The organism is Colwellia echini (assembly GCF_002843355.2).
In the GTDB taxonomy this organism is placed as follows: domain Bacteria; phylum Pseudomonadota; class Gammaproteobacteria; order Enterobacterales; family Alteromonadaceae; genus Colwellia; species Colwellia echini.
In genome coordinates, this window is sequence record NZ_PJAI02000001.1 from 147897 (window position 1) to 173160 (window position 25264).

Annotated in this window: 21 protein-coding genes and 2 tRNA genes; 3 read left to right on the plus strand and 20 right to left on the minus strand. The window is 37.2% G+C overall.

The window, feature by feature from the left end; translation table 11 throughout:
* Window positions 1–58: 58 nt before the first annotated feature.
* The 3 genes from CWS31_RS00610 to CWS31_RS00620 all read right to left on the minus strand — a co-directional run bounded on the left by CWS31_RS00610 (window position 59) and on the right by CWS31_RS00620 (window position 2443).
* Window positions 59–592, minus strand: a complete 534-nt coding sequence (locus CWS31_RS00610; protein WP_101343227.1) for a peroxiredoxin-like family protein — start codon at window positions 590–592, stop codon at window positions 59–61.
* An 80-nt stretch (window positions 593–672) separates the two neighbouring features.
* Window positions 673–1140 carry a pyridoxamine 5'-phosphate oxidase family protein gene (locus tag CWS31_RS00615; RefSeq protein WP_101343228.1) on the minus strand — a complete coding sequence of 156 codons (468 nt, stop codon included), beginning with the start codon at window positions 1138–1140 and terminating at the stop codon, window positions 673–675.
* Window positions 1141–1546: 406 nt separating this feature from the next.
* Window positions 1547–2443 carry a LysR family transcriptional regulator gene (locus CWS31_RS00620; RefSeq protein ID WP_101343229.1) on the minus strand — a complete coding sequence of 299 codons (897 nt, stop codon included), beginning with the start codon at window positions 2441–2443 and terminating at the stop codon, window positions 1547–1549.
* A gap of 123 nt (window positions 2444–2566) precedes the next feature.
* Here CWS31_RS00620 and CWS31_RS00625 point away from each other — a divergent pair, with 123 nt between their 5' ends.
* Window positions 2567–3031, plus strand: a complete 465-nt coding sequence (locus CWS31_RS00625; RefSeq protein ID WP_101343230.1) for a DoxX family protein — start codon at window positions 2567–2569, stop codon at window positions 3029–3031.
* 108 nt (window positions 3032–3139) lie between these two features.
* Window positions 3140–3916, plus strand: a complete 777-nt coding sequence (locus tag CWS31_RS00630) for a DODA-type extradiol aromatic ring-opening family dioxygenase (RefSeq protein WP_101343231.1) — start codon at window positions 3140–3142, stop codon at window positions 3914–3916.
* 199 nt (window positions 3917–4115) lie between these two features.
* Here CWS31_RS00630 and CWS31_RS00635 read toward each other — a convergent pair.
* The 9 genes from CWS31_RS00635 to CWS31_RS00675 all read right to left on the minus strand — a co-directional run bounded on the left by CWS31_RS00635 (window position 4116) and on the right by CWS31_RS00675 (window position 19045).
* A tRNA-Pro gene (locus CWS31_RS00635) sits at window positions 4116–4192 on the minus strand.
* 46 nt (window positions 4193–4238) lie between these two features.
* Window positions 4239–4314 (minus strand) — tRNA-His (locus CWS31_RS00640).
* Window positions 4315–4724: 410 nt separating this feature from the next.
* Entirely contained in the window at window positions 4725–7091 is a 2367-nt protein-coding gene (locus tag CWS31_RS00645; RefSeq protein ID WP_101343232.1) for a chondroitinase-B domain-containing protein, read from the minus strand.
* Window positions 7092–7197: 106 nt separating this feature from the next.
* Window positions 7198–10323 (minus strand): efflux RND transporter permease subunit, encoded by a 3126-nt coding sequence (locus CWS31_RS00650; protein ID WP_101343233.1) that lies wholly within the window; start codon window positions 10321–10323, stop codon window positions 7198–7200.
* Window positions 10323–11717, minus strand: a complete 1395-nt coding sequence (locus CWS31_RS00655; RefSeq protein ID WP_101343718.1) for an efflux RND transporter periplasmic adaptor subunit — start codon at window positions 11715–11717, stop codon at window positions 10323–10325. Before CWS31_RS00655 ends, CWS31_RS00650 begins: the two co-directional genes overlap by 1 nt.
* Window positions 11718–11788: 71 nt before the next feature.
* Window positions 11789–13195 (minus strand): TolC family protein, encoded by a 1407-nt coding sequence (locus tag CWS31_RS00660; protein WP_101343234.1) that lies wholly within the window; start codon window positions 13193–13195, stop codon window positions 11789–11791.
* A gap of 252 nt (window positions 13196–13447) precedes the next feature.
* Complete coding sequence (locus tag CWS31_RS00665) at window positions 13448–15499, minus strand: methyl-accepting chemotaxis protein (protein WP_170252728.1); 2052 nt, start codon at window positions 15497–15499, stop codon at window positions 13448–13450.
* A gap of 511 nt (window positions 15500–16010) precedes the next feature.
* Complete coding sequence (locus CWS31_RS00670) at window positions 16011–16802, minus strand: porin family protein (RefSeq protein WP_101343236.1); 792 nt, start codon at window positions 16800–16802, stop codon at window positions 16011–16013.
* Between the two features lie 41 nt (window positions 16803–16843).
* Window positions 16844–19045 carry a S9 family peptidase gene (locus tag CWS31_RS00675; protein WP_101343237.1) on the minus strand — a complete coding sequence of 734 codons (2202 nt, stop codon included), beginning with the start codon at window positions 19043–19045 and terminating at the stop codon, window positions 16844–16846.
* A gap of 139 nt (window positions 19046–19184) precedes the next feature.
* Here CWS31_RS00675 and CWS31_RS00680 point away from each other — a divergent pair, with 139 nt between their 5' ends.
* On the plus strand, window positions 19185–19769 hold the full coding sequence (locus CWS31_RS00680; protein WP_101343238.1) for a DUF1285 domain-containing protein: 585 nt from the start codon (window positions 19185–19187) through the stop codon (window positions 19767–19769).
* 122 nt (window positions 19770–19891) lie between these two features.
* Here CWS31_RS00680 and CWS31_RS00685 read toward each other — a convergent pair whose 3' ends face one another.
* From CWS31_RS00685 to moaB, 8 genes are all read right to left on the minus strand, one after another.
* On the minus strand, window positions 19892–20656 hold the full coding sequence (locus CWS31_RS00685; protein WP_101343239.1) for a HesA/MoeB/ThiF family protein: 765 nt from the start codon (window positions 20654–20656) through the stop codon (window positions 19892–19894).
* A gap of 42 nt (window positions 20657–20698) precedes the next feature.
* Window positions 20699–21805: a molybdenum ABC transporter ATP-binding protein gene (gene modC / locus CWS31_RS00690; protein ID WP_101343240.1), complete on the minus strand. Its 1107-nt coding sequence runs from the start codon at window positions 21803–21805 to the stop codon at window positions 20699–20701.
* On the minus strand, window positions 21805–22506 hold the full coding sequence (modB, locus tag CWS31_RS00695) for a molybdate ABC transporter permease subunit (RefSeq protein WP_101343241.1): 702 nt from the start codon (window positions 22504–22506) through the stop codon (window positions 21805–21807). Before modB ends, modC begins: the two co-directional genes overlap by 1 nt.
* Window positions 22503–23321, minus strand: a complete 819-nt coding sequence (gene modA / locus CWS31_RS00700) for a molybdate ABC transporter substrate-binding protein (RefSeq protein WP_246143246.1) — start codon at window positions 23319–23321, stop codon at window positions 22503–22505. Before modA ends, modB begins: the two co-directional genes overlap by 4 nt.
* A 1-nt stretch (window position 23322) precedes the next feature.
* Entirely contained in the window at window positions 23323–23805 is a 483-nt protein-coding gene (moaE, locus tag CWS31_RS00705) for a molybdopterin synthase catalytic subunit MoaE (RefSeq protein WP_101343719.1), read from the minus strand.
* 23 nt (window positions 23806–23828) lie between these two features.
* Complete coding sequence (gene moaD, locus CWS31_RS00710) at window positions 23829–24077, minus strand: molybdopterin converting factor subunit 1 (RefSeq protein ID WP_101343243.1); 249 nt, start codon at window positions 24075–24077, stop codon at window positions 23829–23831.
* 79 nt (window positions 24078–24156) lie between these two features.
* Window positions 24157–24693, minus strand: a complete 537-nt coding sequence (moaC, locus tag CWS31_RS00715) for a cyclic pyranopterin monophosphate synthase MoaC (protein ID WP_101343244.1) — start codon at window positions 24691–24693, stop codon at window positions 24157–24159.
* On the minus strand, window positions 24693–25235 hold the full coding sequence (gene moaB, locus CWS31_RS00720) for a molybdenum cofactor biosynthesis protein B (RefSeq protein WP_101343245.1): 543 nt from the start codon (window positions 25233–25235) through the stop codon (window positions 24693–24695). The genes moaC and moaB overlap by 1 nt, the downstream gene beginning before the upstream one ends.
* Window positions 25236–25264 lie beyond the last annotated feature (29 nt).

A 25264-nucleotide genomic window follows, 5' to 3' on the forward strand; every position in this document is an offset into this window, starting at 1 on the left:
TACGTTAACTCATAAAATAATGAGTTATCGTTTTACATGGCAGCTATAAATCATTGTTTTAATTATAAGTACCACGTATTGGATATTTATTTTCTGGGTTGCGGATAAATTTTATACCATCAACCACCCCATCAAGATCAGGACGTGAAAATGGAGCATTTGAAATATCAATAATATGTAGTTCATCATTTTCATTAAGAATAAACATGCCAGGTTCAGCAAAAACTCTGTCTGTTTCTTGAGGAGAGCGTGGCGAGGATATGTATAAACCTAATGCTTCCATTTGCTCAATAGTTAAATCATATCCGACGCTAAACGATGGCTCGTAATCTTCAAATTGTTTTTTTACTTTCTCAAGCGGATCAGCTGAAATAGCAACAGCTTCAACGTTTAGCTCTGCTAGCTTGTTTTTTAAGTTGTGTAATTTCTCTAAATAATTGGCACATATAGGACAATGTAAACCACGGTAAACTACAATTAGTTTCCAGCTATCTTTATTTTTTCGTTCAGAGAGATTAAGCGTTCCGCCAGAAAAATTAGCAAGGCTGATGCCGGGAATATTAGTGGCAGGTGTTAATTTAGTAGAAGACATAGTGGTTTCCCCATTTTGGATTAGACTTAAATATTAATAGTTGATTTGCTTAAAACTGATTTGCTTAAAACGTAAATGTGTTATTTAAATGCTAGGTTCTCGTGCTCACCCATCTCACTTGCCTTTATGGTAACTCCGGTGGCTAATTTCAGCATGCCGGTGACACTGGGTTCAACGGTCCATATCTCTGCGGTTAACAATTCAAATCGCATCATTTTAAGTGAGGGATCTTCTTTTCCATCTTGATACCAAGCTTCCACCCCTTTCGACCAAAACTTGTCAATAATCGTCGAACTCACCTCTTCAATTAAGTTGCCAGAAATACAAGCAAAGAGTTTATGATCCTTACTAACAAACTGAGCCATCGCATTGCCGCCAGAGGCAATTCTGTTATCTTTTGTGGTGTAGAACCAAAAACAGTTATTAGCGTTTTTATCAAGTTGCGCCCGCATAGGCTCACTGTGCTCATTAGAGCGACTAAGTGAAAGCATTAGGTAAGGACTTTCGGCTATTTCTTCCCACATTTGTTGGGTAATCTTAGAACTCATGAATATCTCCTTTATCAATACGGTTATTTAATTTAGTTATACGTTCTGTTGATTGCAGAACTTGTACCAATATAAGTAACAAAATATTTACTAGGGGGTGATTCATTGAGCGAGTCAGGTAAACTGTACTCAGTAGGCTATTGGAGTGATTTTTTATAATGAAGGTTTGTACTTTATTTTATTCATAGGTGAAAAGAGCTGAGTATATTTTTCACTGCTATTGGAAATATTTACACGTTATAGAATGATAAGTTCTCTGTTAAATTAAAGTTAATAAGAACGATATGACTTAGCTTGAGTTTTAAGGACCTAAATCACATTTTTAGGTCTTGGTTTATGCTTTTTTAGGTTTTGTTTAGGCTGGAACAGTAAAAGTCGGTTGGTTCAAAGTGGCTATTGTACAAGGCTAATCCCAATAGGGTACATCACCATAAAACTGACTGACAAAATCAATAAAGGTACGTACTTTACCCGCAAGAAATTTCCTGTTGGCATAAACCGCATAAAGTGCCAAAGGTGCTGGTTCATAACCTACTAATATTTGCTTTAATTTACCTGCGGCAAAGGCTTCACCAGCAATAAATGTGGGCTGAATGATAATGCCTTCGTCATAAACCGCAGCATTAACCAAAAAGTCACCATTATTAGTGACTATCTTCTCATTTAATCCCAACTTCTTATATTCGATACCAAATTGTGAAAACAGCATGCTGCTTTCTGAATTATTATATTTTAAATAGGTGTGGCCCTGTAATTCAATGGGAGAATTTGGGGTACCATGCTTTTTCAAATAGTCAGGGGAGGCGTATATTGCAAGGTTGATAGGAGTTATTTTTTTGGCAATCAATGAAGAGCTTTCCAATTTACCTACTCTCAATGCTACATCAATTCCTTCTTCAACAATATTGACCTTTCTGTCTGTTAATTTTAACTCTACTTTTAGTTTTGGGTGGATATCTTGAAATTCAGCAAACAGCTTAGGAAGATGTTTTGTACCAAACGACATCGGCGCACTTATTGTTAATAAGCCAGAGATATTCTTGTGTAAATCAGTTAAGGAGCCTTCCATTTCATCAATGTCAGCTAAAACTTGCTGGCAACGTTGGTAATATTCTATTCCCGCTTCTGTAAGGCTGACTTTACGAGTAGTTCTATTTAATAACCGTATTTGCAGTTTATCCTCTAGCTGAGATACGTATTTGCTAACTAACTGCGGCGAAATATTAAGTTTGCCTGCGGCTTTAGAAAAAGCACTTTCCTGCGCAACCGTAACAAAAGCTTTCATTGTTTCTAACTTATCCATACTTACCCATTAACAACAAAATGTTTATAATGTAACAATAAATAGCATATTTATCTTTAATACTCTATCTAATATTATTCTATTAATGAAAACAAACAACCTATTATGAATTGGAGAATTATGATGAATACACAAACTATACAAAAAGTTTTCACCTCAAACGCGGGGCTTGGAGCGCTTATTTTACGTGTTCCACTTGGCATAATACTAATGGCTCATGGTGCTCAAAAACTGTTTGGTCTTTTTGGAGGCTATGGTTTGGAAGGTACTGGACAATTTATGGAAAGCATTGGTTTTGCACCAGGTTATTTAATGGCTTTGTTGGCAGGTAGCGGTGAGTTTTTTGGTGGATTGGCGCTTGTAGTTGGTTTGCTTACTCGTCCGGCTGCTGTGGTAACTGCATTTACCATGTTTATGGCAATGACAGTACATATAGGTAATGGTCTTTTTGTTACTAATAACGGTTATGAATATGCGTTATTGCTTGCCGTTGCTTCATTAGCATTAATGGTTCAAGGGGCTGGTGCTTTCTCAGTGGATAATAAAATTGCACAACGACTTAGACCTAAGCTAGATAATAATGCATAGCTATTGAGAATAGGTAAAAAGTGAGTCGTAACCATTTAAACATGGATATTACTCACTAGCCGCATAAAACCCATCAGGCATTGTGTCTGCTGGCTAACGGAGATAGTTATGAAAAAACAACCTGCATTATTTATCTCTCATGGTTCGCCGATGATGGCGATAGCAGAGAGTAAAACCTCTCTATTCTTACAGAAGTTAGGAAAATCACTAGTAAGACCGAAAGCTATTATCATGTTCTCAGCGCATTTTGATCGAGCTAATGACATTGTCATTACAGCAGGAGAAAATCCCACAACCATTCATGATTTTTATGGCTTTCCGGCGCCGTTATACAATATTCAATATAACGCTCCTGGCTCTCCTGGATTAGCTAAAAAAATTGCCAAACGTTTTGAGCAAGTAGGATTACACCCAATTCTAGATGAACAGCAAGGGTGGGATCATGGCCTTTGGATCCCATTGCGGTTGATGCTCCCTACTGCGGATATTCCAATTGTACAAGTTTCTATCAACAGCGCATTAGGTGCTGATGCTAACTATGAATATGGCAAGTTAATGGCGTCACTTAGGGATGAAAATATTCTTATTATTGGTTCTGGCAATGTAACTCATAACCTAGCTGAATTTTCTAGGCCATCCGTGGGAAGTGAAAAACGCGTTAAGGCATTTACCAAGTGGGTAAATGAGAAGGTTTCAAGCGCACAGATCGAGTCTTTAATAGATTATATGAATGCTGCACCTGATGCCTTATTCAACCATCCAACACAGGAGCATTTCTTACCGTTTATTGCTGCACTGGGAGCTAGTGAAACAGGAAAAGGTGAGCTAATACATCAGGACATAGAGCATGGCATATTAGCGATGGATGCATATCGCTTTGAATAGCTAAATAGGTGTTAGTTCTTTTATATTTTTACTTTTACTTTAAGTAAGGGGTATTACCAATGTCGCAATCGAAAAAAAGATTAGGTTATTTGAGCTTCAATTTAATAGGAAAAAAGTCACTAGTACGACTGATTTGCAACATAACGTTTTAATGGATCGTTAATTTATCTGAATTTTTAGGGAGATAAGTAATCAAAAGTGGTCGGTGATGCAAGATTCGAACTTGCGACCCCTTGGACCCAAACCAAGTGCGCTACCAAGCTGCGCTAATCACCGACATGTTTAACTTTTTTGAACTACTACTTCAGGAAGAAGTAAAAGATGGGGTGGCTAAAGGGACTTGAACCCTCGACAACCGGAATCACAATCCGGGGCTCTACCAACTGAGCTATAGCCACCATTGAGATGTACTACTACATATTCGAAAAGTATATGACTATTATTAGACAAGTATTTGAAGAGTATGCGTGCTGCTCTTTAACAGCGGGGCGATTGTATTGTATTTTGCCTTATGTTGACAAGCAAAAAATTCATATTTGTAGGGTTTTTTAAAGGTTATGCCATTATTGTATTAAATCACGCTTAATATTGGCTTAAGTTTGCATTGTCCCGAGGGAATGGGGGGGAATTAGGAGTTATTATACGTTTAAAATAATCATCAACTTGCAATGCTAATCAAATTTAATTAGTGCTACTAGTTGATGCAGTTGTTATTAATATAGTCATTAACTAACTCTAGCTTACAACTTTAGCCATAATTTACATTACAGCTAAAGTTATAATTTTAGGCTTAATTTTAGACTTAGTATTAATACATTAATTTCATTTCTAAGTTTTGAACCACTTCAACTTCACCAGAATTAACCATAGTGTTATTAATTGGTTTTTGACCTTTTTCACCCCAAAGAATGGCAATTAATTTAACTGGGTTATTTTTAAAAGTATTGTTAGCAAATGATACTTTAACAATACCGCGGTTTTTCATTAATAAACCACCTTTTACGCCAGAGTTGGTTACTGTGTTGTTTTCAAAAACGAAGTTACCACCAATAGTTGACTCATCATAACCACCACGATGGTAATCAACGATTAAACCAGCGTTGTTGTCAAACGTAGTGTTAGTAATCGTTAAGAATTCAACGTTGTAATCACCTTTGTCATCATTTTCTTTATTTAAGATGAAGCCATTTTGGTTATTACTGATAACTGAATCTTCAACAGTAATGTTGTCGGCAAATGATGCTTTAGATACTTCTAATACGCTTATGAAGTTACTAACTGTCGAGTTTTTAATTGATAAATCATACGCTTTAGACATATTTTTATCTAAGGTTGTGAAAGCATTTTGCTTGTTGTTACCTTTGATTATCACGCTATCTAAATGTAAGTAGCCTTTTGGCTGCATAGAAAACGCAGTATCAGCTGAAGTAAAGTTAATGATTGCTTTGTTTTCTTTATCAGCAGAAACAAAGGTGATTTCTTTATTGATATCAAGTGTACTATCAACTGTATATTCTGCAGCTGTTAGTTCAATAATGTCACCAGAAGTTGCATTAGCTAGCGCTTGTGTTAACTCTTCAGTGGTAAGGGCTTTGAAAGTAGTTGCTTCTTTAGCTTCTTTCTCTGCTACAAACCAGTTAGTACCGTATTTAGTTCTATCAAATAAGCTAGTACCTTTAGCTACAGGGCTAATAAATGCGCCAACAGCTTTATGATCAGCTCTTTCATGGCCTAATAAGTCAGTCGTGATCTTATCAAAGTCAAAACCGTTATAAACATCAGTGTTGTTAGTTGTTGGCACTACTAAGTATTGGCTAACTTTTTCCATGGTCATGGCTTGCGTGATAATACCGTCAGTTGCTATACCCGTTTTGTTGGCGTTATTAGAAAAGTTATTTTTAAAGGTAATCCCGTCAACTTTGTCGTAATTATAAATAGGGTGTTCGGCAGTGTCTGTATTGTAAATAGAGTTGTTAGCGAAAACAGTACGAGTTGGTCTTGCAGAACGAATTTCAGAGGCAGGTAATACAGCACTTTGCTCTACGTTAGAGCCAACACTGAAATACCAAGGTGTTGGTGTTTCAACAAACGAGTTGAAAGCAACAACGGCATCAGTTACTTGGTTGTATCTGTTTTGTGGTGACTTAGGAATACCGTTCATTACCGCAATTGGTGCTCTAAATTTTTCACCCGTTAACTTGTAGAAGTAGTTATTTGTGATCCAGTGACCTGTATTTACAACACGAATACCACCAAATTCTTCAGACTCACCATTACCAATAAACATGTTACCGTCAATAGTTGCGTAGTTACCGTGGCGTACTACCAACGAACCTTCACTTTCAAAGAAAACGTTGTTTTTAAATTGGTTGTAGTTTGATTTACTTGAAATTATTTCTACTTCACCGTTACAACGATCAAAAAAGTTGTTTTCAACATTGGTGTAAGAAGGTGTCATTGAGGTATAGCTGTTACCAATTTGTAAGGTTTCACCATGAGGGCCACCTTTTCTTGGGCGAGGGCCAAAATGGTTATTGATAATTTGATGGTGATTTTTTATATGTTGATTACCCTTTAAATTCACCATAACGGTTGGGCCAAAGTTAGACTTACCCGCAATATAGTTATTACTTAATTCATTGTTGCGACCCCATAACTCAACCCAGTGATCTGACGTATGTCTGTCTAGTTGAGTGAATTCTTCAATAACGCTGTTAGTTACTTTAGAATTGAAAGCAATTTGTTCATCGTTAATTTTAAAATTAATTAGGGTTTTAGTTGGTGTGTAACCATTTCTAAAATATAAACCATCAACAATTAGGTAGTTACCACCTAATACTAAGTTAGATTGACCTTCGATGAAAACTTTACCAGCGGTTTCGGCTTTCAAAGTAATTGGGCTTTGTTCAGTGCCTTCACCGTAAAATTTGATTTTAATGTCAGTGTAGGTACCGTTTTTCAATACAATGTTGTCGCCAGCTTTGGCATTTTTAATCGCAGACTTTAGCTCTTGTTCGTTACTTACTAATACTTCATTACCTGCAATGGTTTTTGATTGAGCGTCTTTAGTTGAGGAAGCACTTGTTGCATGATTAGTAGCATCAGTTGAATTTGATGGCTCATTACAAGCACTCAAAGCTAAGGTTATACACGTTACTAGCAAACATTTTTTCATAATATCTTCTTTTTTAATTAATTAGGTATCTTGAGTTAGCTATAACTAAACTAAGACTATTTTATTTAAAGATAACCCTGTTATTTAAAACAGGGTAAGTTATTTATTATACTTGTGTTGTTATTTTTTGTTGCTCACTTGTTGTTTCACCAAACAAGAATGTTTTTATACGTTCAACAAGTAAGTAGTTTACCGGTACTAATATTAATGTGATAAATGTCGCGAATAAAATACCAAACCCTAATGAAACTGCCATTGGAATTAAAAATTGTGCTTGAGTTGATTGCTCAAACAATAACGGCATTAAACCAATAAAGGTAGTTAAACTGGTTAGCATAACAGGTCTAAAACGCGATGCTCCTGCGGTTAATACGGCTTGCATCAACTCTCCGCCTTCAAGGCGTTTTTTATTGATAAAATCAACCAATACTAATGAGTCATTAACTACAACACCTATCAAGGCAAGCATACCTAACAAACTCATAATGGTTAATGGCATGCCCATGATCCAATGTCCTAAAACAGCACCTATCATCCCAAATGGAATAATGCTCATCACTATAAGTGGCTGTAAGTACGATTTAAATGGAATAGCTAGTAAAGCATAAATAATAAAGAATACAAAGATTAATGCCCAACCTAGCGAGCCAAAAGATTCTCGCTGCTCTTGTGCTTCACCTTCTAGAGAATGACTTACGCCTGGGTATTGCACCATTAATTCATCTAAGTAAGCTTTTAAATCAGCTTGAAGTACCGTCATATTGGTATTGGTTTTTTCAACATCAGCAATAATATTGGCAGTACGGTAGCGATCAATTCTTGAAATGGTTGACGGGCTTTTACCCGGCAAGAACTTGGCTACATGAGACAGTGGAACTGAGCCACCTGTTGGCGTGGTAATTATAATATCTTCTAAATCAGCCATAGTACGACGCTCTTCTAATGGCAATCTAACCATTACGCGTACATCGTCTCGCCCACGTTGAATACGTTGTACTTGTGAACCAAAAAATGATTCACGCACTTGTTTTGACACGCCAACAAGCGTTAAACCTAAAGCTTTACCTTGTTCAGTTAATTCAATTTGCAGCTCTTCTTTACCATTAGACAAGCTATCAGCAATATCAAATACTGTTGGATAGGTCGCTAATCTAGTTTTTACTTTCTCTGAAACTTCTTTCAAAGTGGCTAATGAATTACCTTTTAATTGTACGTCAATTGGATCCGATGAACGACCAACTTCAGCTCTAAAGGTTATGCTTTCAGCGCCGGGAATCGGACCAATTAAATTTCGCCATTCACGTACTAATTCACTTGAGGTTATCGCCAGTTCACGTGACTCTGGTGGGGTTATTTCAAAACGAACACTACCTTCGTTTGTTACGCCACCACGGCCACCTGCGCTTGCTAATATATTAAGAATTACACTTTTATTTGTGGTTGGTTCAATATACTTGTCGCGTAATAACTCAGCTTTATCTGCCATTTTAACTATGTATTTATTGGTTACTTCAAATGGCGTACCAGCTGGTAGAGTAATTGATGCGCGTATTGTTTCACTTGGAATACGAGGGAAGAAAATAAATTTACTCCAGCCACTCATAATAAGTGCCACAATCACTAAAAAGACACCAACAAAACCTAATAATGTAGCGGCTTTATGACTTAAAGCGCGCTTTAATAGTGGTTGATAAAAACGAATGATTGCATGTTCAAAGCCATCAGCGAATGATTGTTGTAGTTGACTAAATTTTGATTGTTTGGTGGTTTGTGAACGTAACTTTAAGTTTTTTAAATGCGACGGTAAAACAAACTTTGACTCAATTAAAGAGAAGATCAGTACCGGAATAACGATGACCGGAATTTGCGCAAATAAAGCACCACGGTTACCTTCAATAAAAGCTAATGGTAGAAAAGCCGCTACGGTTGTTAACACACCAAAGGTCACAGGTGTTGCTACTTCTTGGGTGCCTTTTATGGCTGCTTCTTCACCTGATTCAGAGGTTTTTAAATGGGTATAAATATTTTCGCCGGTGACAATGGCGTCGTCCACCACAATCCCTAAAACTAAGATAAAAGCGAATAAACTCATGATATTTAAGGTGACGCCAAATATTGGCATCATGATAAAAGCACCCATGAATGATACTGGTATACCAATAAACACCCAAAATGCGATTGAAGGTCTTAAAAATAAAGTTAATAAAGCGAGTACTAAAATACCACCTTGTAGGGCGCTTGTTGTTAAAGTCGATATACGGTTTTTAACAATTTGAGAGTCGTCATCCCAAAAGCTTAATTCAACACCTACAGGTAGGCTACTTTGTTTATTGTTGATATAGGTTCGAACAGCCGCCGCTACTTCTATCGCACTTTGTTGGCCGATACGATAAACATCAAGAAAAGCAGCTCTTTTACCGTTAAAGCGAGCGCGTACTGGCATTTCTTCAAATGAGTCTGAAACAATGGCAATATCGCTTAGACGAATGATTGAACCATCAACATTGGTTTTTATGGCAATTCGGTCGAATTCATCTTTACGGTAAGCTTGCCCTTTAGAGCTCAGTAAAATATCGCCGCCTTGGGTTCTTAAATTACCGGCAGAAACATCGGTACTTGAGTTAGCAATAGCAGCAGAAATTTGGCCAATGGTTAAATCATATTGGCGTAATTTGTCTTGTGGTACTTCAATTGAGACTTCGTAGTTACGCACACCTTTCAAGTCTACTTGGGTGATGGCTGGATCTTTAAGTAAATCATCAAGTATTTGTTCTGCGTATTCTCGAGTTTCTTTTTCACTATAAATACTGGCAACCGTTACTGCTATTACATCACGCTTACGTGTTGCTAAAGAAACAACGGGTTTTTCGGCATCAGCTGGAAAAGTATTAATTTCATCAACGCGACTTTTAATATCTGCGAGCATTTCGCGCGGATCGTAACCTGAATCTACTTCAATACTTACCTGAGAAGATCCCTCAGATGATTGACTAGATATTTCTTTAACACCCTCTAAATCTTGCACCGCTTCTTCAATGCGAATAGAAATACTCTTTTCTACATCTTCAGGCGTTGCGCCACGTAATGATACGCTAACGTTAATTCGGTCGGTTTCAAAAGAAGGGAATACTTCTAATGGAATACGATTAGATAAACTAAATAAACCTGCTATTACAATAGTGATTAATAGTAAGTTGGCGGCAACGTGATTTCGAGCGAACCAAGCAATCATTAGTTATTCACCTTCGCGTTAGTCGTACTTTCAGAATTTACTTTATCTCTTTTAGCTTTTCGTTCGGCAATTAATTGATCAACGCTAATACCTTTTTGCTCAGCCATTTGTTCAAGTTTTGCACGACGTTCGGCCGGTGATTTGGCTCCGCCTTTAGCTGAGTCTGATGATTGTGCGGTGTTACTCGGTAATTCTCCTGAAATCGCAACTGGTGTACCAGAACTTACTTGACCTAGGGCAGTAATAACCAGTTCGTCTCCAGCATTTAAGCCGCGAGATACAATAGACTCAGTACCATTTTGCCAATCTAATTCAATCTCTTTGCGCATTAATAAACCGTCTTTTACGGTATAAACGTAACTACCTTGGTAAATAGCACTGCTTGGTATGACTAAAGCATTTTCGACGTCACGGCCGGTAATTTCAGCCGTTACGTATTGTCCCATTTTAATTTGTGCACCTTGGTTATACATGCTGTCGTATGGACGAATTATTTGGGCAACCACATACAATTGTTGTGACATTTCATCAATGGCACTTTCGGTTCTTACAATTTGGCCTTGCCATACTTGTTTGCCAAGTAGGTCAGAAGAAATAACAACGTTACTGATTTGTTCGTTTTCGCTGTCTTGTAATTCATATTTCTCATGGGCGTTGCGGTATTCTTCAGGCAACTTCATTAGTGGTAAGTCTTTGTTCTTAATTGGTAAACGTATTTCTACGTAATCAACAGAGAAAATATCAGCAAGTTGGGTGTTACTTGATACAACTTGACCAATATCAACATATTTCTTTAAAACACGACCTGCAAATGGCGCAACAATTTTGGTACGCTCAAGTGATAGCTGAGCTTTATCAAGTTGTGCTTGCGCTGATAATACTTGTGCTTTGGCGGCTTCTTGTTGTGGTTGGCGTAACACTAGGGCATTGGGCTCTTTGCCGTTGCCTAGTCTTGCCCAGTCTGCTTTTGCTTGGCTGACACGGGCTTCTTCTTCTTGAAATGCTTGGTTGGCTGACATTAAACTTGCTTTTGCAATGTTAACTTCTGCACGGTGATCTCTATCGTCAAGTTGAATTAGCACATCGCCTTGTTCGAAAAAGCCCCCAGCTCTAAACTGTTTACTTACTTTAGTTATTTGTCCTGATACTTGGGCAAATAATACACTTTGTGTACGTGGTTGCACGGTACCAAAACTTTGTATCATTACCGGATATGTTTGCGGCTGAATAGTAATAGTTTCTACTGTCATTTGTGGTGCTTTTGATGGTTTACCACGTTGGCTTTCTGGTGGATTATTGGTAATTAACATAACCAATGCGATGGTGATAATAATGATAATTACCGGTAATAATATTTTTTTATAGCCAGTTTGAGTCTTAGGGTTATCGTTCATATTGTCACTATGTTTACTAGATGTATTATCGTTAGAAGTTGTGTTGTTTGAGTGCTTAGCTGTAGACATGTTTAATTGGCCTTATTTTCAAGTGACGGTGTGGTGAAATCGCCACCCAAGTAAAGATGTAAATTAATTCTATTGGCTATCAGCCTATTTTTAATTTGTATTAAATTACTTTGTGCATCAAAGTACCTATTTTGTGCGTCGAGCACAGTAATATAGTCAACTAAACCGCTTTGGTATTGCTCGAAGGATAAGGTTGCTGCAATTTTTGCGTTTTCTTCTGCGGCTAACATAGTGTTGTAACTATTTCTTAAGTTTTGTTCTGTAGTGATAGCATTTTCAACATCGCTAAAAGCGGTGTAAAGCGTATCAAGATATTGCTGTTCATCTTGTTTAAGCGCTAATCGTTCTTTTTGTTCATTAGCTTTTAGTCTTCCCGCATTGAAAATTGGCGCTGAAATACTGCCTAGTAAAGACCAGGCAAGTGATGAACCTGAGAGTAACTCACTAATGTCTGGGTTTGAATCACCAAGAGTACCTGATAATACAATACTTGGAAAACGCTGTTTATGTGCATAAGCTAAACCGGCGTCTTGAGCGAGTAATTCATACCAGCTGGCTTTTAATTCAGGCTTACGACTAATTAATTCTGATGGTAAGCCAACAGGTATTTCAGAAGTTAATAATGGTAAGTTGGCGTTAACTAATAATTCACCTTTGGGGTATTCACCGACAAGTAATTCAAGCTCTCTGATCACTTTAGTTTTTACGGTTTGTTGTTCTGAAACGCGAGTTAACTCGTTATTTAAGTCGTTACGCGTTAAGTAAACATCGAGTGCAGTGGTTAAACCTGAATGATAGCCCGATTCAATAATGGCTAAGTTTTGCTGAGAGTTTGCCACTCGGTTTTGATAAAGCGCTAGTAGCTTGTCTGCTTCAATAACACGGAACCAAGTGTTGAGTACATTAACCACAAGCTGCTGTTTATATTGCTCAAATGTAGATTTTTGGGCAAGGTAATTAAAGTTAGCTTGGCGATCAGCGTCGGATAACTTACCCCAAATATCGACTTCATAGCTCAACTGTAAATTCAGTGAGTTAGTATTACTGTAGGTATCAGTGTCGTTATTTTTGTTACGACCACTGCGAAATGCTAAGTCTAATTCAGGCCAAAGTTCACTGCCGGTAACTATCATTTCCTGCTCAGCTATATCAAGTGCATAAGCTTGAATCGCATATTGATGGTTGTTTGCCAGAGCTTTATTAACTAACTCATGTGCTTGAGCATTATTAAGTTCAGCCAACCAGTTATTCTCAACGGGTAGGGTTTGTTTAATTTCTTGCTCATGACCTTGCCAATGCTTGGGGAGCGGTAGGTCTTTTAGTTTTTCATCTACTTCTGAGGTACTGCTACAAGCGAGTAACGTTAAGCTTGATAGTAATGGTAGTAGGTGTCGAAAGCGACGGGACATATGAAAATAACTCTTTAAAATAAAAAATAAACTCTTTAGGCAGTGTAATCAATGTAGTTATACCTATACAGCCTTTTTACATAAATTTACAAACGAGTCTATCGTACCTCAGTTAATATCTTATTTTAACTGGGATTAAGCCATATTCAGACAATTTTTACAGTAGGGAAGTAGTTGTATTTTGATAGGTAAAATAAAAGCGCTAGCTAATATTTATATTAGGCAGCGCTTTTATTTATGTGGTTTGTTATGTTATTTATCCAGTTGAAATTCGCTTATGTAAGAATTCAATCTAACGCCTGTGGTTTTTAATCCTTGAGCAGATTGAGATGTTTGGTTAGTTTGATTAGTAATTTTATCAGCATCATCTTTAATCGCTAAAATACGTTCATTAATCTCGTTTGATACATGTGATTGCTCTTCTGCCGCTGTGGCAATTTGTACTGCCATTTCCATAATGTTGTCGAGCTCACCTTTCATCACATTCACAGACTCAACACCTTCTATAACTATCTCTACGGCTTTTTGCCCTTCAGCTTGTAAGTTTTCCATATTTGATGTGGCAGCTTCAGCACCTTTTTGTAATGTTTCAATTTGTTGGCGTATTAATTCGGTTGACTCCTGAGTACGGCCAGCTAGATTCCTAACTTCGTCAGCAACGACAGCAAAGCCTCGCCCTTGTTCTCCTGCTCTTGCCGCTTCTATGGCTGCATTGAGAGCGAGTAAATTCGTTTGTTCAGCAATGCCTTGAATTACATTTAATACGTTACCAATTAGGATTGTTTCTTCATTTAGGCTATTGATAACTATACTGGTATTACCTAGCTCGGAAGTTAATTTTTCCATCATGGCTTTACTTAATGTAGCATTTTCAGTACTTCTTATGGATATATCATTCGCATTTTGTACTGCATCTGACGTGTGTGTGGCCATTGAGGCAACCTCTTCTATGGTTGAGGTCATTTCTGTTATGGCAACCGATATACTGTCAGTTGCTTGCGATTGATTGTGCGATAGTGTTAATGAGTCATCCATGGATATAACGATATCGTTGGTTGTGCAATTGATGATAACAGCTTCGTCTTTGACGTGGTTTAACGTAGTATGAATGCTACTTAATAAGCTATTAAATGCAGTCGCTAATTCAGATAATTCATCTTTACCTTGATTGTTCAGTTTTATTGACATGTCCTTGTCTTTTGCGATTTTAGCAAAAGTTTTCACCATGTGTTTAAGTGGATTTGAAATACTGTGCCCGATTAAATATGAAATAACAGATATAAAGGCCAGTAACATGACCATTAATGTGATGGTTTCGTAAACAACCTGTTCAGCGTCGGCAACGAGATCATTTTTGGTCATTAATAATTCATCTAACACGGTATCCATTGCATCTTGGTATAGTTTAAATATCTCGGTGCTGGCTTTATCAAAGTCAATTTCGCCTAAATCTAAAGGTTTATTAACCTGGTTGTAAATATCTCCTCTGGCTAAAATGGCAACCTCTTCTCCTAATAGGTAGTTTTTATCGGTGGTGAGTTTTCTGTAGGCATCTTTACCTACATCTGTAGAAAAGTTCACAAAAAGCTCTAAATTAGTGGCTTTTTTAGTTGCGCTGCTATAAATAAGGCCAAAAACATAAACATCTAACGTGGTATTCATTGCAGCAAAAACAAAACTGTTATGGACAGCGGTTTCAGCATTAGCAAGCAGTAAGTTGTAATAAGCATTAGACATCAACCCTAATTTCTCATTTTGACTGGCGATAGAAACAATTTCACTTAATGAACTTAGCAACCTTTTACCGAGAAAATTCATTTCATACATGGTATGTAACTCTCTCCCCAGCTCTTGTTGATAATCAAATGTTCTATGTGTTTTACTGTCTGCAGCACCCCGTATATATTTAAACTCACCAATGAGTTTTCTTATACCTTTAATCTCGCGTTCTAAAACTGCAAATTGAGATAAATCATGGGCGTGATCATCAATAAAAGTTATATAAGCTCTCTCTGCTTCTTGTGCTTTCAACCTAATATCTAACATTTTTCTCTTATAGATTTCTGCTTTATCTGGATTACTGTCAATATATAATCGAGTGTAAAAAGCTTCTTTAAGTATACTATTGAGATAAGGGGAAGAAACGCCGGCATAGTCTAAAACAATATCTAATTTAACAATTTTTTCTTGTTCAACAAAGCCACTATTTAGCTTTTCGTAAGCTAGTAATAAGGTTGCTATTAGTGGAATGACCACTAAAATAATAATCCGGCTTTGAATTTTTATTTGACTTAGTAACTGCATATTATTTATCTCTCCGGATATATTTTGCCTTGAACAAGGAATATATTGATTTTGACTATTGTATACATTCAACTTACTACAGACAACAATCACCATTCTGGTTTTTAATAGTAGTATAATAATTTCGTCATACGCAAGATGAATATTATTAATAGTTAACTTAACCTGATACTGGTTGAATAAAGGTTTTTCTAACTGTTACTTTATTAACTTGATTTAGCCACTTAAGTATTTAAATTCAGTTAGTTATCGAAGTGGTATTGATGAAGGGTATTCAAATTTAAGGCGCGTGATTGAACTATAGCAATAGCTAGCTCTAGCAATTGAATAGGGTATAAATTGAGCGATTGTACTATTTTTGGATGATTTATTTATTTTTTAATTGTTATTACTGACAATAAGTTAGCTATTAAAATGAAATTCACTTCGAATTGATAAACTTATCAAGCTAGAGTTGTGGTTTAAGAGTAGGTTAAAAAGTGGCCAGTTAAACTGGCCACTATAGTAATTATTAATAGGTAACTGTGATGCCAAGAAAAGGCCCGGATAAACTGATATCAGTGGCTGCTTTATCTTCGCCATCCTCTATATCAAGTGCAAAGTTAATGAGTCGGTAACCACCAATAATATCAATTTTGATTTCCGCATCGCTTACTCGATAACCAAGGTCGACTCTATAGTCAGAATAATCTACATCAACGCCACTAAAAGCTGCATTGATGCCATTTAAAGAAAAACCATAGAGAAAACGGTTATAATTACTTGAAAAGTGAAGGTTTAAAAATCCAAAAGGTTGGTCTCCAGTATAGGCAAGGTCATTACCTAACTCAGGCTTAATATTAAAGTCAATACTGGTTTGTCCTAAGCCTAAGCCAACACCAAATACTGTATCGGGAGTTTGAATAATATTGTAATAGAAATTTGCTAACAACATCTCAACATCAATTTGAGAGTCTAAGGGGCTTTGCACAAAAAAGCCTGCATTATCACCGCTTGCAGCAACAAGTGCCGTGCCTTCTCCGTTAAACGAGGTAGGCATATAGTTTAAACCAACCCCATAGCGCTTGTATTGCACCGCAAGCTCCACCATTGTACTTGAACTAGTACCAACGTTCATTTCGTTGCCAGTAGTGAATAACTCACCAAATTGCCCGTTATTATCTTCTGTTTGATTAACAATAGTGCCATCCAGTGCGCGATTACTGTAGGCGATATTACCAGAAAAATGCCAATTATCAGGTGTTACTTCCTCTGCAGATAAAGGAAGGCTTAATACAAACAACAAAGCCAGTTTACATTTCATTATAGTTCCCTTCAGATTAATAATTCATCGTATTGTTAATATTATTTGTTATTTAATATATCTTTTTTATTAAGTAAATCAATAAAAAAGCTGTACTCTAAGGCTGTTTCATAAATTTGTTTAAAACGTCCCGATGCGCCGCCATGTCCGGCTTCCATATCGGTTTTAAATATTAATAAGTTGTCGTCAGTCTTATATTCGCGCAACTTAGCTACCCATTTCATAGGTTCAAAATATTGCACTTGTGAATCATGTAACCCTGTTGTGATAAGAATATTTGGGTAGTTTTGTGCTTTGATTTGATCATATGGTGAGTACGATAGCATGTAGTCGTAATACACTTTGTCTTTCGGGTTACCCCATTCATCAAATTCATTGGTGGTAAGCGGAATGCTTTCATCGAGCATAGTAGTCACTACATCAACAAACGGTACGGCTGCGGCAATACCTAGGTATAATTCAGGAGCCATGTTAATAATGCCACCCATTAATAAACCACCTGCACTACCGCCTGCGGCGAACACTTTATTTTTAGCGGCATAACCTTGTGCGGTGAGCGCTTTGGTTACATCAATAAAATCTGTAAAAGTATTCATTTTGTTCAATTTTTTACCGTCTTCATACCACGGTCGCCCTAGCATTTCAGAGCCCCGTACATGGGCAATAGCGTATACAAAACCTCGGTCTAATAAACTTAAACGACTTAACGAAAAATAAGGATCGATAGTATGACCATAAGAGCCATAGGCATATTGTAGTATTGGGTTAGTACCATCTTTTTTGAATTTATCTTTACGGTAAACTAACGATACAGGCACTTGTTTACCATCTCGGGCAGTAACAAATATTCGCTCTGAAGCGTAGTTGTTACGGGTAAAGTCACCTAATACTTTTGTTTGTTTTAACTGGTTTTTATCAAAACTAATTAAGTCGATATCATAATCGGTACCGGGTGTGGTAAAGCTATCGTAATGTACACGCAGCGCAGAATTATCTAGTTCATTATTACCATATAACTCTAATGAATAGGCGCTGTCATTAAAGCTCAGCTGTTGCTTTTTGCCTGTTGATAGTTGCTCAATTGTAACGCGAGTAATACCATTTTCACGTTGTTGATAAACAAGGTGATCGGTAAATAATTCAAAATCTTCCAGCTTAACGTCATCATTAGCAGGAATAACATCTTGCCAATTGGCTTTGTCACCGATCTTTGTTTCTTGCACTTTCATTAATCGAAAGTTAGTAGCTTGCCAGTTAGTCAGTATGTAATACCAGTCACCTAATTTGGCGATTGAGTATTCGTGTCCTTCTTCACGAGGAATAAACATGCTCGGTTTTGCTGTTGTGCTGTTTGCATCAATAATAGACACACCACTTGATTCAGTACTTGAATGCCAAATGAAGATATTACTGCCGTCTTTAGATTTACTTAAATAGGTGTAATAAGCATTGTCTGTTTCTTCATAAATCAATTCATCATCAGCTTGCGGCGTACCTAAGGTATGCTTAAATACTTGATAACCTAATAATGTTTGAGGATCTTTTTTAATGTAATAAACAGTTTTATTATCGTTAGCCCAAACAATATTGCCGCTAGTGCCTTCAAGTGTTTCATTTAATAATTGGTTGTTGGCAATGCTTTTAAATCTGACTGTGTATACGCGTCTGCTAAAGGTATCTTCACCGTAGGCTAGTAACTTACCATCTGGGCTAGCGGTTAAACCACTTACTTGATAATAATCATGCTCTTTGGCAAGTTCGTTAACGTTAAGTAACTCTTCAAGGTTACTGCCAGCAAAGTCAGTTGCTCTAACATAAATAGGGTATTCATTGTCACCTAGCATTTGGCTTGAATAGAAAAATTTTCCTCTTTTGGTAGGTACTGAACTATCGTCTTTATCAATACGTGCTTTGATCTCTTGAAAAATTTGTTCTTGCAATACTTCTGTATGTTTTAGCTGTGCTGTTGCATAAGCATTTTCAGCTGCCAAATGAGCTAATATTTCTGGATCGGTACGGCTATCGTCACGCATCCAGTAATAATCATCTATGCGAGTATGATTATGATTAACCATGGTATGTGGATTTTTTTTAGCGACAGGTGGCTTAATAGTCACTGTGGTTTGTGGCTCGGTAATAGTCATATTGTTGTATGCTTTGTTATTGGGTTGGCTACATGCGATGATAAGCAAAGTAACGCAACTGATTAAACTTAACTTGCTGATAAGGTGATTGAGAAACATAAAAATCCTTGTCGCGTTTCAATGTCTTATGTTAACTCATAAGGCAGTAGTTGTAGCGATAATATTATTTTATCTTAAATGCTTATTATGAATGTAATGTATATTTTTACACGTTAAACTTTTTCACAAAAGGTGTTATATGTCGTTAGAGCAAATCACCCGTCAATTGAATGAGCACAGTAAGGGCTTACCACCAGTTGAGTTATGGAATCCGCCTTATTGTGGTGAAATAGACATTACTATTAAAACCAATGGTGATTGGTTCTACAATGGCACAATTTTTAAACGTCTGCCGTTAGTTAAATTGTTTGCTTCGGTATTAATTAAAGAAGTTGAAGATTCAAGCGAAGCCTATTTTTTAGTTACCCCAGTTGAAAAAGTAAAAATTAGCGTAGAAGAGGCGCCTTTTGTTTTAACTCAATGGTGTTGGCTTGATGACGGGCTAACTGTTGATGAAGAAAAGTCACATAATAATTCACGAAAAATGAAGGTAAGCACTAACTTAGGTGATGAGTTTTTACTTGATGCAGAACATCCATTAACTATTAATGAAAACGGTGATTTGTATGTGACGGTTCGCCGAAATTTAACCGCTAAAGTTCATCGAAATATTTATTATCAATGGGCTGAGATTGCTAGTGAGCAACAAACAGAAAAAGGCACTGAGTTGGTAATTAATAGTTCAGGATGTACTTTTAGTTTGGGTGTAATTACTGAGAGTTGATTGTTCAGAATAAATGTTTAAGAGCTGCGCGATTAAAATCCCGTTAATAGGTTATTGCATGTTTGTAGGCGACAACTTGTTCGCGCTTCTCTATCTAGCTTTATCTATTTCACATATCCTACTTAAGTATTATCTGCTGAAGTATTACCGCATACAGTACAATTACTCTGTTTCTTCATGTTAAATTGTTGCCATTTATTCGCCAAACCATCGAGTAAATTCAATTGATTAATTTGCACTTCATTATCTGTTAATAACTTAATTGCTTGTAAGCTTTGCATGCCGGCAATCATTGCTAATACTGGACCAATAATTCCAACGGTTTGGCAATTATTGGCGGGCGGTTTCTCTGCAACAGGAAACAAGCAATGGTAACAAGCACTGGTCTCGTCGCGCGGATCAATAGTCAGTTGTTGACCATCAAACCCTGTAGCTGCGCCAACAATTAATGGCACTTTGTGTTGTACGCAAGCTTGATTGATAAGGTAACGGGTTTGAATATTGTCAGAGCAATCTAGTACTAAATCGACTTGTGGCAAGTAATAATCGCACAGCTCAATATCAAGCATTTCATCAATGGCTTCAATGGTTGTATCAGGAAATTGCTGTTGTAACTTCTCTGCTGCCGTGTCGGCTTTATTTTCATTGATATCTGCTTCTGAAAATAAAATTTGACGTGGTAAATTACTGATCTCAATGTTATCGCCATCAGCAATGTAAAGTGTGCCAACACCTGCAGCCGCTAAATATAAACTTGCAGGATTACCCAAACCACCAACCCCTAAAATAAGAACTTTGGCGTTACGCAGTGCAAGTTGACCTTTAGTGCCAACCTTATCTAACATAATTTGACGTGAGTATTTGAGTTGCTCTTGATTGCTTAACACGTGTTGTCCTGCTCTTTAAAAGTGATAATGATTAATGTTGAGTTAATGAATAAAAGTACGTACTGCACTGGCTTTAAACTGTAAATATATTTGTTGCTGAACAATGAGCGCTAGTTTTTGTTGTGAAAAAGCGCTGATAGCAACATAAAAATTTTGCTCACCGCAATTTACTGTCAGTAATACTTTGTTATTATTTTGTTTAATGGCGTTAATTGTACCGCATAAGTGATTAACGATAGAGCTATTAGTTGGCTCCGTTAGGGTAACGCTGACATCACTGGCTAGAATAAAGCAGCGTAGCTCACCATTATTGATTTTATCTTTAAAGCTTGCATCGTATTCAAGATAAATTTTTTGCTTATCTTGGAGCGTTAATGTTGTTAAGCCGTAACCATCACAAAGCTTTGTTATAGGTAAAGATAAGCTGGTTTGCTGTGCAATAAGGTCGTCACCTAGTTGATGATTTAAGTTGTGAATTACTTGGTGAATATTGCCAAACTCTTTTACTTTGCCTTGGGCCATTACTAGTAGGTTATCACATACTTGTTGCAATTCATCAAGGGAGTGGCTGACATATAATATAGGCAAATTAAGCTGCTTTTGGATAGCCAGCATCATAGTTAATAACTGTGTTTTACTTTGTTGATCAAGAGCGCTTAATGGCTCATCAAGTAGCAATAAATTAGGCTCTGCGAGTATTGCTCTGGCTAAGGCAACACGTTGTTGTTGACCACCGGAAAGCTCATTGATGTGATTATTAAGTAAAGTTTTTAGTTTAGTTAACTCAATTATATCATCGATAAAAAGTTGATTATTTTTACAACGTTTGACTGCATACTCTAAATTGCCTAACACAGTTAAATGATCAAACAAGCGGCTGTTTTGAAATACTAAACCAACATGACGCGCTTCAGGCTTCAAATAGACTTTTTGCTCTGTGCAGACAAGTTTTATTTTACCTAAACTGATATTGCCGAATACACTTTTTTCTAGCCCCGAAATAGCACGTAACAAGGTCGATTTTCCTGAGGCTGAGTGACCAAAAATACCTGTGATGCCTGTTAAGGGAATAGCTTGGTTTATCACTAAATTAAATTGTGAGTAACTAAGGCTGATATCAATATTTAGCTGTGGAGGGTTATTGTTCATTAGTTAGCTTTGCCTATGAGAGTTGTTTTAGTGCCTGCTCTTTTGGGTAAATTTAACCAATAAATAGCCGCTAATATGATCAGAGAACCGATTAACAAACCGATTGAGAGAATATGTGCTCGGGTATAATCAAAGGCTTCAACATGATCAAACAAGGCAATAGAAAGCACTCTAGTTTCGCCTGGGATATTTCCGCCAATCATCAAAATAATACCAAATTCACCAACAGTATGAGCAAAGCCTAAAGTGGCGGCGGTAATGAAACTAGCTTTAGTTAAAGGTAAAACAATAGAGAAAAATCGGTCGATAGGCCCTGCATTAAGTAAGGCTCCTGCTTCTAATAATGAATCGCCTAATTGTTCAAAAGCTTTTTGTAACGGTTGTACAACAAATGGCAGAGAATATAAAACTGAACCAATAACAATGGCTGAAAAACTAAAAGCAAGCTGTTGCCCTGTTGTTTGTTGCCACAATTGTCCGGGCAAATACTCGGGTGAAAAAGCGATTAATAGATAAAACCCCAATACGGTTGGCGGTAACACTAAAGGTAAGGCAACTATGGCCTCAATAATAACCTTAGAACGGCTGGTCATTTTAGCTAAATACCAAGCGAGAGGCGTACCAATAATTAATAAAATTATTGTTGTTAACGCTGCCATTTCTAGGGTAGTAATTAGTGCTTGTAGATCAGAATTTATCATTGTGGGCTCAACTTACTTTCTGGTAATGAAACAGGCACCGAAGACTTTGCGTAACCATAACTTTCGATAATTTGTTTAGTGGCATCTGATAATAGAAAATCCATTAGTTTTTGTGCGTTAGCTTGCTGTTTGCTGGCGCGAATAATAACTAATTGTTGTTCTATTGGTTGATGTAAATCACTTGGAATGACAACACCTGATAAATTATTTAAGATTAATTGGCTGTTAGCAATTAAACCACTACTTACCGCTTTACTGCGCAATTGTGTGAAAGTTTGTCCAATATTGATGCCGGTAATTAAACGAGGTTGATAAATTTGCCATAAACCTAAAGATATTAAAGTTTCTTTAGCTGCCTTACCATAAGGGGCAATATCAGGATTAGCGATGGCAAAACGTTGGGGGGGCGTATTAAGTATTGCTAATAAAGAAGTCGCGTTATTTATTTCTTTATCGGTGTGAAGTGAAGAATAATAAGCGAGTTGACCTAAAGCGTAGGTTTTTCTACTGTTTTCTACGGTAAAGCCGGTTTGCTCAAGCTCGATTGGGCGACGACTATCAGCGCTCAGAAAAATATCAAACGGCGCACCGTGTGTTATTTGTAAAAATAATGCGCCACTAGCGCCGCTAATTACTTGTGTGGGTATGCCCGTTTGTTTAGTGAAATCTTCGAGTAATATATTGAGTACGGGTGTAAAATTAGCGGCTACGGCAATTCTTAAATTATTTTCATTAGCTTGTATCGCTTGACTACTCTTGGCAGAGAATAAGCTTAAGCAAATATAGGTAACCGATAATAACAAAAAACGTAACACATTAGCCCCAAAGATCTGCTTTGTCAGTATCAGTAGTTTTTGCATCAAGCCAGTTTTCAGAGGTTTCACCGTTATGATTAATACGCTCTTTTTTCCAAAAAGGGGCACTGACTTTTAAATAATCCATGATGAATTCGTTTGCGGCAAAGGCATCTTGACGGTGTTTACTCGTCACGCCAACAAACACTATTTGATCGCCAATGGTTAATTCGCCAATACGATGAATAACTTTTACACGACCTATATTCCAACGCTCTTTAGCTTCGATAATTATTTTGGCAAGCGACTTTTCTGTCATGCCAGGATAATGTTCAAGCGTTAGCGTGGTAACTATATTGCCATTATTGTTATTTCTTACTCTGCCAGTAAAAGTAACTACAGCGCCATCGGTGAGGTTATCATGCTCAAGCAACGCCACTTCTTCGGCTAGGCTAAAGTCTTCATTTTGAATAGATATCTCTTGTTGTTCAATGTTGTTATTCATAAGTATTTCGCTATTAACTGGCATCATCCACCTGTAACTGGTGGAAAAAAAGCCACTTCATCACCTGATTTAACCCGATGCTCAGCATTAACCATGTCATGATTTACTGCTGATAAAAGTGAGGCGTTGCTAAAGGTTTGTTGCCACTTTTCGCTTTTATCACTCAATAGTTGTTTGATATCGGCAACTGTTTTTACATCTTCTGCGGCAATTGATAATTGTGCGCAATCAAGTTGCTCTCTCAGAGCTGCAAAAAAAACAATGTTAATCATAATAATCTCAAAATTTAATTAAACCCTACTATTTAGAGCATAGGCGCTAGTACCTAGGTTCTAGATTTTAGAAAGTCGCTTAAGCTGATGGTGTTTGCCAGTGACCTGATTTACCGCCTTCTTTAGTTAATACTTCAATACCGTGAATAACCATGGCAGGATCTGCAGCTTTACACATATCAAATAAAGTTAAACAGGCGATAGATACTGCTGTTAATGCTTCCATTTCAACTCCTGTTTGCCCTGTTAATCTACATAAGCTAGTCACTTGTACTTGGCTGTTTTCATCATCAAGGATGAAATCAACTTGCACCTTAGTTAGCATTAACGGATGACACAATGGAATTAAATCACTGCATTTCTTCGCTGCTTGAATACCTGCAATACGGGCAACAGCGAATACATCACCTTTTTTATGTTTACCTGTGGTGATCAAGTCAAAAGTCGCACGGTTCATTTTAATAAAACCTTGTGCAGTTGCAGTGCGCGAGGTCATAGCCTTTTCAGTTACATCAACCATATTTGCTTCACCTTGTTGATTAAGGTGGCTAAGCTCTGGTTTCAGTTCTGGTTTCAGTTCTGGTTTCAGCTCTGGTGTGTTAGGAGTAGTTGCCATTAGCCGCGAGTCTCACATTGTGCTGCTGTTAAGTTAAGATGCGGCACAAAGTTACACGGACGATGGCTGTTATCTAACTGCTCTTTAATAACTTTATCCCAGGCTGTTTTACAGGCGTTGGTTGACCCCGGAACACAAAGCACTACGGTTTTATTGGCTATGCCACCAAAAGCACGCGATTGAATTGTTGAAGTACCAATTTCAGCTAATGAAACATGACGAAAGACTTCCCCAAAACCTTCGACTGCTTTATCAAATAATGGAATTAATGCTTCAGGGGTATTATCACGAATGGTAAAACCTGTGCCACCGGTTGATATAATTGCTTGAATGCTATCATCGGCAATCCATTTTGATACTTGTGCACGTAGTTGGTAGACATCATCAATCACAATAGCTTTGTCGGCTAGATTATGACCTGCTTGAGTTAACCGCTCAACCAGTGCTTGTCCTGAGGTGTCATTTTCCTCGGTACGAGTGTCTGATACGGTTAACACTGCAATATTTAATGGTATAAATTGTTTACCGCCATGTCCTGACATAGGTTTATCCTTTACTAATTTTTACTGAA